This is a genomic window from Protofrankia sp. CiP1_Cm_nod4 (assembly GCF_982290645.1).
In genome coordinates this window covers 10,084-24,901 of the sequence record NZ_CEVIVC010000029.1, presented here as the reverse complement: position 1 = coordinate 24,901, position 14,818 = coordinate 10,084, and the positions used below count along the sequence as shown (strand labels likewise).

General features: G+C 74.9%; 3 protein-coding genes. All 3 read left to right on the top strand.

Annotation, left to right across the window (positions count from 1 at the left end; genetic code table 11):
• Positions 1–35 precede the first annotated feature (35 nt).
• Positions 36–7,448, top strand: a complete 7,413-nt coding sequence (locus AC5LSR_RS08175; RefSeq protein ID WP_493468314.1) for a type I polyketide synthase — start codon at positions 36–38, stop codon at positions 7,446–7,448.
• Between the two features lie 386 nt (positions 7,449–7,834).
• Positions 7,835–11,749, top strand: a complete 3,915-nt coding sequence (locus tag AC5LSR_RS08170) for a type I polyketide synthase (RefSeq protein WP_493468313.1) — start codon at positions 7,835–7,837, stop codon at positions 11,747–11,749.
• 83 nt (positions 11,750–11,832) lie between these two features.
• On the top strand, positions 11,833–14,818 hold a 2,986-nt coding region (locus AC5LSR_RS08165), incomplete at its 3' end, for a type I polyketide synthase (RefSeq protein WP_493468312.1).

The window sequence follows — 14,818 nt, the reverse complement described above, 5'->3', positions numbered from 1 at the left end:
AGCAGGCCGTGGTTGGTGAGGTGCTGCCGGAGCAGGTGACGGCCGATGGGGTGCTGTCACTGCTCGGCCTGGACGAGCGGCCCCTGCCCGGCCTGCCCGGGGTGAGCGGGGGACTGGCCGGCACGCTGGCCCTCGGCCAGGCCCTCGGTGATCTCGGTATCGAGGCGCCGCTGTGGTGCGTGACTTCCGGCGCGGTGTCGGTCGCGCCGTCGGATCGCCTGCGCAGCGCGGCGCAGGCCCAGGTGTGGGGGCTCGGCCGCGTCATCGGGCTGGAGCATCCCCGGCGCTGGGGCGGGCTGATCGACCTGCCCGAGGCCGTCGACACCCGGACACCGGCCCGGTTGGCCGCGCTGCTCGGCGGTACCGCCGGCCGGACCGGCGCCGGCCGTACCGCAGGCCGTACCGCAGGCCGGAGCGCTGCCGGTGGCGGAAGCGGCGCCGTCGGTGGAAACGGCGCCGGTGGCGAGGACGAGGTAGCGCTGCGGCCGGCCGGCGTGTTCGCCCGCCGGCTGGTCAGGGCGGCCGTGCCGGCGCCGGCGGACCGTCGCTGGCAGCCGAGGGACACCGTCATGGTGACCGGCGGCACCGGCGCCCTCGGCGCGCACGCCGCCCGCTGGCTGGCCCGTGCCGGTGCCGGGCACCTGGTGCTCACCAGCCGCCGCGGGGGGGACGCGCCCGGCGCGTCCGACCTGCGCGCGGAGCTGGAAGGCCTGGGCGCGCGCGTCACGATCGCAGCCTGTGACGTCGCCGACCGCGCCGCGGTCGACGCCCTCCTCCACAGCCTCGACGCCGAAGGCGCCGTGATCAGCGCGGTCGTCCACACCGCCGGCGTCAGCGACCTGACCGACCTGGCGGACCTCGGCCTCGCGGACCTCGCCGGGATTCTCGACGCCAAGGTCACCGGCGCGACGAACCTGGCCGACGCGCTCGCCGGCCGCCGGTTGGACGCCTTCGTGGTCTACTCCTCGGGCGCGGGGGTGTGGGGCGGCGGTGGCCAGGGCGCCTACGCGGCGGCGAACGCGTTCCTGGACGCCTTCGCCGAGCAGCGGCGGGCGGCCGGGCTGCCCGTGACGTCCGTAGCCTGGGGCGCCTGGGCCGAGGGCGGGATGGTCTCCGGGGACGTCGCCGAACGGCTGCGCCGGCTCGGTGTCCGGCAGATGGCTCCCGAACTGGCCCTCACCGCCCTGCGGGAGGCCGTCGAGCACGACGAGACGGCGCTGGTCGTCGCCGACATCGACTGGCCGGGCTTCCTGCCCGGCTTCCTCGCCGCCCGGCGGCGGCCGCTGTTCGCCGACCTGCCCGAGGCCGTACTGGTGACGCAGGGTGACGGCCTGCCCGGCCGGGCCGGCCAGGCCGGGCAGCCCGCGTCGGACGATTCCGCCGCGCTGCCGGCGCGGCTGGCCGACCTGACCGGCTCCGAGCGGCGGCAGGCGCTGCTGGATCTCGTGCGCGGCCACGCCGCCGACGTCCTCAAGTACGACGGAGCGCAGGCGATCCAGGCCGACCGCGCCTTCCGGGAGCTCGGGTTCGACTCGCTGGCCGCGGTCGAACTGCGCAACCGGCTGGGTGCGGCCACCGGGCTGCGGCTGCCGGCCACCCTGGCCTTCGACTTCCCGACGGCCACCGCGATCGCGCGGTACCTCATGACCGAACTGTTCGGTGAGTCCTCCGATGCCGCCCCGTCCGAAGTGGTTCCGGGGACGTCAGCCGGTGGGGATGCCGGCGCGGGCACCGGTACTGGTAGTGCCTCCGGTAGCGCGGCCGCCGTACCGGCCGCCGGCGCGCTGGTGCCCACCGCCACCGCCGACGACCCGATCGCGATCGTCGCCATGGCCTGCCGGTATCCCGGCGGGGTCGAACAGCCGGAGCAGTTGTGGCGGCTGCTGGTCGACGAGGTCGACGCCATCGGCGCCTTCCCCGACGACCGCGGCTGGCCGCTGGAGACGCTGTTCGACCCGTCCCCGGGCCGGACGGGCACGACGACCGCGCGCGAGGGCGGGTTCCTCGACGACGTGGCCGGGTTCGACGCCGGTTTCTTCGGTGTGTCCCCGCGTGAGGCGACGGTCATGGACCCGCAGCAGCGGCTGCTGCTGCAGACCGCGTGGGAGGTGCTCGAACGCGCCCGGATCGACCCGGCCTCGCTGCGCGGCACCCCCACCGGTGTGTTCGTCGGCGGCTCCGGCCAGGACTACGGGCCGCGGCTGCACGAGGCGACCGGCGGCGCCGAAGGCTACGTGCTGACCGGCAGCGCGACCGCGGTGCTCTCCGGCCGGGTCGCCTACGCGCTCGGCCTGGAGGGCTCGGCGGTGACGGTGGACACGGCGTGCTCGTCGTCGCTGGTGGCGCTGCACCTGGCCGGTCAGGCGCTGCGGCGGGGGGAGTGCTCGCTGGCGCTGGCCGGCGGCGTGACCGTCATGGTCACCCCCGGGGCGTTCGTGGAGTTCAGCCGGCAGCGCGGGCTGGCGCCGGACGGGCGCTGCAAGGCGTTCGCGGCGGGCGCGGATGGCACCGGCTGGGGTGAGGGCGTGGGCCTGCTGCTGTTGGAGCGGCTGTCGGACGCGCGGCGTAACGGGCATCCGGTGCTGGCGGTGGTGCGGGGGTCGGCGATGAACTCCGACGGCGCGAGTAACGGGCTGACGGCGCCGAACGGGCCGGCGCAGCAGCGGGTGATCCGGCGGGCGCTGGCGGATGCGCGGCTGTCCGTGGACGAGGTGGACGCGGTGGAGGCGCACGGGACCGGAACGCGGCTGGGGGATCCGATCGAGGCGCAGGCGCTGCTGGCGACCTACGGGCGGAGCCGGCCGGCGGACCGTCCGCTGTGGCTGGGGTCGATCAAGTCGAACATCGGGCACACCCAGTCCGCCGCCGGTGTTGCCGGTGTGATCAAGATGGTGCTGGCGATGCGGCACGGCCTGCTGCCGAAGACGCTGCACGCGCAGCAGCCGACCGAGCAGGTCGACTGGTCCGCCGGCGCGGTGTCGCTGCTGGCCGAGGCCAGGCCGTGGCCGCGCACCGGACGGCCGCGCCGCGCCGGCGTGTCCGCGTTCGGGATCAGCGGCACGAACGTCCACGTCATCCTGGAACAGGTGCCGGACGCCGACCCGGCCGCCGCCGGGCGGACTCCACCGTCCGACCGGCTCCTGCCGGCCGGCGCGGCCGGCGGCCCGGCCCCGTCCGAGCGGACCTCACCGTTCGACGGGGATCCGCTGCCCTACGTGGTCTCGGCCCGCGGCCAGGCGGCGTTGCGGGGCCAGGCACGGCGGCTGCGCGCGCACCTCGACGGCCACGCCGGTGACTCGCTTACGGACCTCGCGTACTCGCTGGCGACGACGCGGGCCGCGCTGCCGCACCGGGCGGTGGTCCTGGCCGCCGACCGCGACCAGCTTCTGCGCGGGCTGGACACGCTGGCCGATGACCTTCCCGGGCCGAACATCGTCCGCGGGGTGGCCCGGGAGGGCCGCAGCGCCTTCCTCTTCCCCGGCCAGGGCTCCCAGCGGCCACGTATGGGACAGCAGCTGTATGGGCGCTTCCCGGTGTTCGCCCAGGCGCTGGACGAGGTGTGCGACCAGCTCGACGTCCACCTGGACCGTCCGCTGCGGGAGATCCTCTTCGCCGGCGACGGCTCCCCGGAGGCGGACCTGCTGCACCAGACGCTGTTCGCGCAGACCGGCCTGTTCGCGCTCGAGGTGGCCCTGAACCGGCTGCTCGGCACCTGGGGACTGCGCCCGGACTACCTGCTCGGCCACTCCGTCGGCGAACTGGCCGCGGCGCACGCGGCCGGCGTGTTCTCCCTGGCGGACGCCGCCGCCCTGGTGGCCGCCCGCGGCCGGCTGATGCAGGACCTCCCGCCCGGCGGCCTGATGATCGCGGTGCAGGCGTCCGAGCAGGAGATGCTGCCCGTGCTGGCCGGCCGGGAAGAGCAGGTAAGCCTCGCCGCGGTCAACGGACCGCAGGCCGTGGTGATCTCCGGCGCCGAGGAGGCGGTACTCGACATCGCCGACCACTGGCAGCGCAACGGACGCAAGGCACGCGGGCTGAAGGTCAGCCACGCCTTCCACTCGCCGCACATGGACGCCATGCTCGCCGGGTTCCGCACGGTGGCGGCCGCGGTGACCTACGCGCCGCCGCGGATCCCGGTCGTGTCGACCCTGACCGGCGCGGTCATTCCCGCCGACGAGCTCTGCTCGGCGGACTACTGGGTCCGGCAGGTTCGCCACAGCGTCCGGTTCCTCGACGGGGTGCGCACGCTGCTGGCCAACCGGGTGACCACGTTCCTGGAACTCGGCCCCGCCGGAGTGCTCACCGCCATGGGCCGGGACTGCCTCGCCGACGACGGCGCGCCGTCCGCGGCCGCGGACGACCCGGCAGCGTCGTTCGTCGCCGTGCTGCGCGCCGACCGGGCCGAGGTGCCCGCGCTGACCAGCGCTCTGGCCCACGTCCACGCCGGCGGGTCCGGTGGGTCCGGCGGGTCCGGCGTGGGCTGGGCGGCGTTCTTCGCCGACCGGGACGTGCGCCCGGTCGAGCTGCCGACCTACGCCTTCCAGCCGACGCGGTACTGGCTGGAGGCGCCCGCCGGCACGTCGGACGCGGCGGCGGTCGGCCTCCAGCAGGTCGGGCACCCGCTGCTGGGCGCCGGGGTGGAGCTGCCGGACGGCGCCGGGTTCCTGTTCACCGGGCGGCTGTCCGCCCACAGCCCCGCCTGGCTGTCCGAACACGCCGTGCTGGGCGGGGCGCTGCTGCCCGGCACCGCGTACGTGGAGATGGCGGCGGTGGCCGCCGAGCGGCTCGGCTGCGCGGGGATCGCGGAACTGGCCCTGCACGTCCCGCTGCCTCTGCCCGTGCGGGGCGGCGTCGTGCTGCGGCTGACCGTCGGCGCCGCCGACACCACGGGCCGGCGACCGATGGCCCTGTACTCCCGGGCACAGGACGCCGCGCCCGAGGCCGCCTGGACCCGCCATGCCACCGGGCTCCTGCAGGAGCGGGAGCAGCCGTCCGCCGACGAGCCCGGTGTCCAGCCGCCGGCGGACGCCGGCTGGCCGCCGGCGGACGCCGTGCCGGTGGACGTCGAGGACCTCTACCACCGGCTCGCCGAGCGCGGCTTCGACTACGGGCCCGCCTTCCGTGGGCTGCGGGCCGCCTGGCGGCAGGGCGACGACGTCCTGGCCGAGGTCCACCTGCCGCCGCCCGCCGACGCGGACGCCGGCCGGTTCGGCCTGCACCCGGCGTTGCTGGACGCGGCCCTGCACGCGATCGCCCTGCTGGACTCCGGCGGACCGGCGCCGGACGGCCTGCCGTTCGCCTTCGGCGACGTCCACCTGCATGCCCGTGGCGCGTCCGCGCTGCGGGTGCGGCTGGCCCGGGCCGGCGAGGGGATCTCCCTGGCGGCCACGGACCTCGCCGCACGCCCGGTCGTCTCCGTCGGGTCGCTGGTCCTGCGCCCGATGTCGGCCGAGCAGATCGGCGGTGTCACCCCCGCCCCGCTGTACGCGCTGCGGTGGGAGCGCCTGCGGGCCGCCGTCCCCGCCGGCCCGAGCGGACACTGGGCGCTGCTCGGGGACGTCCCCGAGCAGCTGTCCGCCGCCCTCGCCCGCCGCGGCGCTACCGTCACGTGCCACCCGGATCCGCAGGCGCTGCGAGAGGCCGTCGCCTCGGGGGCGCCGGTCCCCGAGGCCGTGCTCACCGTCCTCCCGTCCGGCACCGGCTCCGGTGCGCTGCTGGCGGCACGGGCCCGCGCCGCCACCGGTGACGTCGCGCGGTCGTTGCGTTCCCTGCTCGCCGACGACCGTCTCCGGTCGGCCCGGCTGGTCCTGCTCACCAGCGGGGCGGCCGCGGTGCGCGAGGACGCCGAGCTGACCGATCCGGTGGCCGCGGCCGTGGGGGGGCTGGTGCGCTCGGCGCAGTCGGAGCACCCGGGCCGGTGCGTCCTGGTCGACGTCGACGGGCACGACGCCTCGTGGGCCGCGCTGACCGACGCGGCAGGCAGCGGCGAGCCGCAGACGGCGGTGCGCGCGGGCGCGGCGCACGTCCCCCGGCTGGCCCACGCACGCCTGACATCCTCGGGCGACAGCACGCCGCTGGGCCCCGAGGGCACCGTGCTGATCACAGGCGGGACCACCGGGCTGGGGGCGCTGCTGGCCCGGCATCTGGTGACCAGGCACAAGGCGCGCCACCTGGTGCTGGCCAGCCGGCGGGGGGCGCAGGCCCCGGGCGCGGCGGAGCTGCGCGCCGAGCTCACCGGCCTCGGCGCCCACGTCGAGCTGGCCGCCTGCGACGTGGCCGACCGCGACGCGCTCGCCCGGCTGCTCACGGCCATCCCGGCCGCACATCCGCTGACCGCGGTCGTGCACGCCGCCGGGATCGTGCGCGACGGCGTCATCGCCTCGCTGACGCCGGAGAGCATCGAGCAGGTGATGCTGCCCAAGGTGGACGGTGCCGTGCACCTGCACGAGCTCACCGCCACCACGGACCTGGCCGCGTTCGTGCTGTTCTCCTCGATGTCGGGCGTTCTCGGCGGTGCCGGGCAGGGCAACTACGCGGCGGCCAACGCCTTCCTCGACGCGCTGGCCGCCCAGCGCCGCGCAGCGGGGCTGCCGGCGGTCTCGATCGCCTGGGGCCCGTGGGCACACACCGACGGGATGGCCAGCCGGCTGCGCGCGGCCGACCACCGCCGGCTGCGCGCAGCCGGGCTGGTCGCGCTGGCACCAGGGGAGGGCCTGGCCGCTTTCGACGCGGCGCTCACGGCCGGCCGTGCCGTGGTGGCACCGGTCCGGCTCGACGTCGCCGCGCTGCGCGCGGACAGCGCGCCGCCGCTGCTGAGCGGGCTGCTGCCCGCGCGGCGTCCCGGGCCGCGCCCGGACGAGGACACGCCGCGGTCGCTGCGCCGGCGGCTGGCCGCCCTGCCCGGCCCCGAACAGCACCGGCTGCTGCTGGACCTGCTGCGCGTGCACACCGCCGCCGTGCTCGGGCACGGCAGCACCGACGGCGTCGACACGACGGTCGGCTTCCTGGAGGCCGGGTTCGACTCGCTGACCGCCGTCGAGCTGCGCAACCAGCTCACCACGGCCACCGGCCTGCGGCTGCCGACGACGCTGCTGTTCGACCATCCCACTCCGGCGCTGCTGGCCGAGCACCTGCGCGCCCGCATACTCGACGACGGCACGGGCGGCGCGGCCGACCAGGGCGGTACTGCCGGTGACCCGGGTGGTGCCGGGGCGTCGGCGGCGTCCCCGCCCGTGCTCGCCGCGCTCTCCCGGCTGGAGCCGGCGCTGGCGACGGTGGCGACGGACAGCACCGTCCGCACCGCCGTGATCACACGTCTCAGGGACGTGCTGGCGGCATGGACGGCCGCCGACGAGCCGGGCCCGGACGGCGTCGACGTGGCGGACAGGCTTCGCGCGGCCACCGCCGAGGAGGTGTTCGACTTCATCGACAACCAGATCCAGATCTAGCAGATCCAGATCCAGATCCAGCACACCGGTCAGGTAACGCGGAATCCGTTCCGGAATCCGTCCCGGAATCGATCGCATGATCGAATCATGAGTGTGGGGGAGCAAGCAGTCGCCATGGCAGCCGTTTCCGCGTTCGAAGGTTTTCTCGGAACCCTTTCCACGTGATCTGGATCATTTCATTGCCGTGGGGCGGAGAATCGTTACGGAGGCCGCCCGGAAAGTTCTGCACAACCCTCTTGTTTTCCTGAGTTCCTGATCAGAACAGGATGTGCGCGCATCTGATCGGTGATCTTGGACATGTCGGATGGATCTTCGATCGCGTGGATCGGCGGCCTGGCGGACCGGGTCCGTCGGTGCGATTTCCCGAATTTGTGAAGGTGATACACATGACCGAGGAACAGCGGCTGCTGGACTACCTGAAGCGGGTCACGGCCCAGTTGCACGAGGTCCGGTCGCGGTTGCGCGCGGTGGAGGAGGCGGCAGCCGAGCCGGTGGCGATCGTGGGGATGGCGTGTCGTTTCCCGGGGGGTGTGTCGTCGCCGGAGGAGCTGTGGGAGCTGGTGGCGCGTGGTGGTGACGCCGTTTCGGGTTTCCCGGTGGACCGGGGGTGGGATGTGGACGCGCTCTACGATCCCGATCGGGGGGTGCCGGGGAAGACGTATGTGCGGGAGGGTGGTTTCCTGCACGACGCGGCCGATTTCGACGCGGGATTCTTCGGGATATCACCCCGGGAGGCGCTCGCGATCGACCCGCAGCAGCGGCTGCTGCTGGAGAGCGCGTGGGAGGTCTTCGAGCGGGCCGGCATCGACCCGGTGACGCTGCGGGGCAGCCACACCGGCGTGTTCGCCGGCGTCATGTACCACGACTACGCCGCCGGGCTGCGGGAAGTACCCGAGGAGGTGGAGGGCTACCTGAAGCTGGGCACCCTCGCCGCGGTCATGTCCGGCCGGATCTCCTACCTGCTGGGCTTCCACGGCCCGACGGTCACGGTGGACACGGCGTGCTCGTCGTCGCTGGTGGCGCTGCACCTGGCCTGCCAGGCGCTGCGGCGCAACGAGTGCTCGCTGGCGCTGGCCGGCGGCGCCACGGTGATGTACGCCCCGGGCACCTTCACCGATTTCAGCCGGCAGGGCGCGCTCGCCCCGGACGGCCGCTGCAAGCCCTTCGCCGCCCAGGCCGACGGTTTCGGCGCCGGTGAGGGGGTGGGGATGCTGCTGTTGGAGCGGCTGTCGGACGCGCGGCGTAACGGGCATCCGGTGCTGGCGGTGGTGCGGGGGTCGGCGGTGAACTCCGACGGCGCCAGCAGCGGGCTGACGGCGCCGAACGGGCCGGCGCAGCAGCGGCTGATCCGGCAGGCGCTCGCCGACGCGCAGGTGGCGGCGGACGAGGTGGACGTGGTGGAGGCGCACGGTACGGGGACGAAGCTGGGGGACCCGATCGAGGCGCAGGCGCTGCTGGCGACCTACGGCCAGGGCCGGCCGGCGGACCGTCCGCTGTGGCTGGGATCGGTGAAGTCCAACCTCGGGCACACCCAGGCCGCCGCCGGCGTCGCCGGTGTGATCAAAATGGTGCTGGCGATGCGGCACGGGGTGCTGCCGCCCACCCTGCACGTCGACCAGCCGTCCCCGCACGTGGACTGGTCGTCCGGGGCGGTGCGGCTGCTGACCGAGGCGGTTTCCTGGCCGCAGCCGGCCGGGCGGCCCCGGCGGGCCGCGGTCTCCTCCTTCGCCGTCAGCGGCACCATCTCCCACGCGGTCCTGGAGCAGGCCCCGCCCGGTGACGACCGGGCCCGCCCCGACGGGCAGCCGGCCCTCGGCGCGTCCCCGGGCAGCGGCACGCCCGGCGACACCGGCCACCCGGGGGACACCAGCGCGCTCACGGGCACCAGCACGCCCGGAGAGGTCAGGGAGGTCCCGGCCGCCGGGAACATCACGAATACCGTGGACGCCCCGGACGCCGGGCAGGCCGGGCAGGCCGCGGGTACCGGGCAGGCCGGGAGCGCAAACGGAGATATCGGAGATATCGGGGACGCCGGCACGCCGCCGGTGGCGTCGGCTCCCGCGGTGCTGCCGTTCGTGCTGTCGGCGCGGTCGGCCGGTGCCCTGCGTGACCAGGCTCTGCGGCTGGCCGCCCACCTCGACGCCCGTCCCGGCCCCGGCCCGGCCGCCGTGGCGTGGTCGCTGGCCACGGCCCGGTCGCGCTTCGAGCACCGGGCCGTGGTACTGGCGGCGGACCGTCCCCGCCTGGCCGCCGGTCTCACCGCGCTGGCCCGTGGCGAGGTGGCCGACCACGTTGTCCAGGGCATCGCCGGTGGCGACCGGAGGATCGCCTTCGTCTTTCCCGGCCAGGGCTCCCAGTGGGCCGGGATGGCCGCGCCGCTGCTGGGCTCCTCCCCGGTGTTCGCCGAGCGGATGGCGGCGTGCGCCGCCGCCCTGGCCGGGCACGTCGACTTCTCACCCGTCGATGTGCTACGCGGCGAGCCGGGCGCGCCCGGCCTGGACCGGGTCGACGTGGTGCAGCCCGTCCTGTTCGCGGTGATGGTCTCCCTGGCCGCGCTCTGGCGGTCCTACGGCGTCCGGCCGCACGCCGTCGTCGGGCACAGCCAGGGCGAGATCGCCGCTGCCTGCGTGGCCGGCGCGCTGTCGCTGCCCGACGCCGCCAGGATCGTGGCGCTGCGCAGCAGGGCGCTGCTCGCGCTCGCCGGCCGGGGCACGATGGCCTCGGTGTCGCTGCCGTCCACCGAACTGGACGAACGCCTGGCCGCATGGGACGGGCGCATCTCGGTAGCCGCCAGGAACAGCCCGCGTTCGGCGGTCGTCTCCGGTGACCCCGATGCGGTGCGGGAACTGCTCGCCCGGTGCGAGGCGGAGGGGACGTGGGCCCGGGAGATCCCGGTCGACTACGCCTCGCACTCGGTGGCCGTCGAGGGGATCCGGCAGCGGCTGCTCACCGAGCTGGCCGGGGTCACCCCCCGCGCCGGCGACATCCCCTTCTGCTCGGCCGTGACCGGGGACCTGCTCGACACCGGCGCGCTCGACGCCGGCTACTGGTACCGCAACCTGCGCGACACCGTCCACTTCGAGCAGGCGACGCGGACGCTGCTGCGGCACGGCTACGACATCCTCATCGAGATCAGTCCGCATCCGGTGCTGACCATCGCCCTGGAGGAGACCGCGCGGGAAACCGGCCACGACGCCGTCGTGCTGTCCTCGCTGCGGCGCGGCGAGGGCGGGGCCGAACGCCTGCTGGCGTCGGTGTCGGAGGCACATGTCCACGGGGCGCCGCTGGACTGGCCCGCCGTTCTCGGCGGCGGCGTACCGGCCGATCCGGTGGACCTGCCCACCTATGCCTTCCAGCGGCAGCGGTACTGGCTGCGTCCCGCCCCGGCGTCCGCACCGGTCGCGTCGGCGGCGTCCGCACCGGTCGTGCCGTCGTTCTCGCCGCGCATTCCGGCGCCGTCACCTCCGGTGGACGCCCCGAAAGGCGCAGGCGGCAGCGACGCCGGTGACAACGGCGCGGGAAGCACCGGCACGGACGGCGGCACGACCGCCGGGGAGGACGGCGTCCCGCCGCTGGCACGGCGGCTGGCCGGGCTGACAACGGCCGATCAGGACCGTCTCCTGCTGGGGCTGGTGCGCGCCGAGGCCGCGAGCATCCTGCGTTATCCGCGGCCGGACCTGCTGGAGGTGGGCCGGGCCTTCCGCGACCTCGGTTTCGACTCGTTGACCGCGGTGCAGATGCGCAACCGGCTGGGCGCGCTGACCGGGCTGCGCCTACCCCCCACCGTGGTGTTCGACCATCCCACTCCGGTCGCGCTCGCCCGGCTGCTGCGCGCCGAACTGCTCCGCGGTGAGCCGGCGCCGGACGGCAACCGCCGTGGCGGCGGCCATGGCAAGCCGGCGCCGGACGGCCAGGGCGGCGGCCGTGGGGCCAGCCGAGGCGACGGTGGCGGGCGGGTCGGCGGGCCGTCGCCGGCCATGGCCGAGCTGGACCGGCTGGAGGCCGCCATCGCGGTGGTGCCGGCGGGCACGGACGAGCTCGGCAGGATACGCACGAGGCTGTCCGCGCTGCTGCGGCACTGCGCACCGGCCACCGCTACCCCCATCACCGCTACCCCCGTCACCGCTACCCCCATCACCGCGGCCTCCGCCACCGAGTCCTCCGCCACTGGGCCTTCCGTCGCTACGGCGTCCGTTGCCGGAGCCACTGCTGTCGGGGCGGCCGCTGTTGGCGACCGGTTCGACCGCGCCACGGACGAGGAGCTTTTCGCGTTCATCGACGACGACCCCGGCGTCTACTGATCGTGCCGTGTCGGCGGCCGGAATCGTCGACGTCCGAAATCGCCGTGCTGAAATCCGGAATCATCATGAGAAAGTGACATGTGATGGCTGCTGAAGAGGAACTTCGGGTCTACCTGAAGCGGGTCGTGGCTCAGTTGCACGAGGTCCGGTCGCGGTTGCGCGCGGTGGAGGAGACGGCGGCCGAGCCGGTGGCGATCGTGGGGATGGCGTGTCGTTTCCCGGGGGGTGTGTCGTCGCCGGAGGGTTTGTGGGAGCTGGTGGCGCGTGGTGGTGACGCCGTTTCGGGTTTCCCGGTGGACCGGGGGTGGGATGTGGACGCGCTCTACGATCCCGATCGGGGGGTGCCGGGGAAGACGTATGTGCGGGAGGGTGGTTTCCTGCACGACGCGGCCGATTTCGACGCGGAATTCTTCGGGATATCGCGGCGGGAGGCGCTCGCGATGGATCCGCAGCAGCGGCTGCTGCTGGAGAGCGCGTGGGAGGTCTTCGAGCGGGCCGGTATCGACCCGCTGGCGCTGCGGGAGAGCCGGACCGGGGTGTTCATCGGCGCGACCGGCTCCGACTACGGCCCGACCCATCTCGACGCGCCGGACAACATCGGCCCCTACCTGCTGGCCGGGACGGCGCTCTCCGTGCTGTCCGGCCGGATCTCCTACACCATGGGATTCCACGGCCCCTCGTTCACGGTGGACACGGCGTGCTCGTCGTCGCTGGTGGCGCTGCACCTGGCCGGCCAGGCGCTGCGACGCAACGAGTGCTCGCTGGCACTGGCCGGCGGCGTGACCGTGGTGACCAATCTCGACCCGTTCGTCTCGTTCAGCCGGATGCGCGGGCTGGCCTCCAACGCCCGGTGCAAGCCGTTCGCGGCCGGCGCGGACGGCACGTCGTGGGGCGAAGGGGTGGGGATGCTGCTGCTGGAGCGGCTGTCGGACGCGCGCCGTAACGGCCATCCGGTGCTGGCGCTGGTCCGTGGATCGGCGGTGAACTCCGACGGCGCCAGCAACGGGCTGACGGCGCCGAACGGGCCGGCGCAGCAGCGGCTGATCCGGCAGGCGCTCGCGGACGCCCGGCTGTCCGCGGACGAGGTGGACGTGGTGGAGGCGCACGGTACGGGGACGAAGCTGGGGGACCCGATCGAGGCGCAGGCGCTGCTGGCGACCTACGGGCACGACCGGCCGGCGGGCCGTCCGCTGTGGCTGGGGTCGATCAAGTCGAACATCGGCCACACGGCCGCCGCCGCCGGCGTCGCCGGTGTGATCAAGATGGTGCTGGCGATGCGGCACGGGGTGCTCCCGTCCACGCTGCACGTCGACCGGCCGACCCCGCACGTGGACTGGTCGTCCGGGGCGGTGCGGCTGCTGACCGAGCCGGTCCCCTGGCCGGAGACGGGCGGGCGGCCCCGGCGGGCCGCGGTCTCCTCCTTCGGGATCAGTGGTACCAACGGGCACGCCATCCTCGAACAGCCGTCCCCGGCCGACGGCCCCGCCTCAGCGCCGCCCCCCACCGGCACCATCCACACCGGGGCCGTTGCCACCAGTACCGGGGCCGCCGGCACCGTCCCCACCGGGGCGATCCACGTCGGCGGGCTCCAGGCCGGGGTTCTTTCCGCCGGGGCTGTCGCCTGCGTGCTGTCGGCGCGTGGTGAGCCCGCGTTGCGGGCACAGGCGGGCCGGCTGGCCGATCATCTGCGGGCCGATCCGACGCTGGACGCCCACACCGTCGCCGCATCCCTCGCCACGACCCGGGCGCACCTGGAGCACCGCGCGGCCGTCGTCACCGCGGACCGCGACGACCTGCTGCGCACACTGGACGCCGCGGCCGCCGGGAGCGACGCGCCGGGCCTGCTGCGGGGGAGCGCGTCCACGCCGGGCAAGACGGCCTTCCTCTTCACCGGCCTGGACGACGTTGGCCGCCTGGCCGGCCCGAGTAATCCGGGCGGCCTGAGCGGTTCGGGCCACCCGGAGGCCCTGACCGGCCTGGGCAGTTCGGATGACTCGGGCGGCTCAGACGCTCTGGACGGCTCCAGCGGCCAGGATGGCTCGGGCGGTTCCAACGGCTGGGATGGTCGGCTGCTCGGGACGGGCCGGCAGCTTCACCGGACGTTCCCGGTGTTCGCCGAGGCGCTGGACGCGGTGTGGGCCGAGCTGGAGCACCATCTCGCCCGGTATCCCGGCCAGCGTCCCGACCGGCCGCTACGCGACGTGGTGTTCGCAGCCGAGGACTCCGCGTCCGCCGCCCTGCTCGCGCGGCCCGTGTTCGCCCGGGCCGCGCTGTTCGCCCTGGATGTGGCGCTGTTCCGGCTGCTAGAGCACTGGGGAATCCGGCCGGACGTCATCACCGGCGACGCCTGCGGCGGGCTGGTGGCGGCCCATGTGGCGGGCGTGCTCTCCCTGTCCGACGCCGCTACGCTGCTGGCCGCGCCGGGCCGGCTGCCGCGACGGCATCCCCGCGACAGCGACGGTGACGGCGCTGGCGACGGCGCGACGGCGGCGGCCGGCCCTGTCCCCGACGAGTTCCGCCGGATCGTCGACAAGCTGGCCTTCAGCTCCCCGACGGTCCCGATCCTCTCCGCCCGGACCGGCCGGTTCGTCACCGAGGAGGCCGGCACACCGGAATACTGGGCGCGGCAGCTCCACGACACCGGACTTTTCCAGGACGCGGTGCTTTCCCAGGACAGCGTTCCTTGCCGCGACACGGTGCCTTTCCGCGACGTGGTGACCGCGCTGGTGGCCGACCAGGTGACCGTGTTCGTGGAACTGGGCCCCCAGCCGGTGCTGTCGACGGCGGCCCCGGACCGTCCCATTCCCTCGGCCCCGGTCCCCAGGACGTCTCCGGCCTCGACACCGGTTCCGACACCGGTGATCGTCTCCGTTCTGGACGGGCGGCGCCCCGAGACCGATATGGCGATGACCGCCCTGGCACACCTGCATGTGCACGGGGTGACCCCACACTGGCCGGCGGTTTTCGAGCCGTGGCGGGCCCGGTGGGTCGACCTCCCCACCTACCCCTTCCAACGGCAGCGGTACTGGCTGAACAGCTCCCACAACCCCAGCAGCCACGAGCAGGCCG

What these genes read in the sequence shown, in the direction of transcription:
- AC5LSR_RS08170 (WP_493468313.1), top strand. Translation starts at nt 7,835, where the DNA reads ATGACCGAGGAACAGCGGCTGCTGGACTACCTGAAGCGGGTCACGGCC.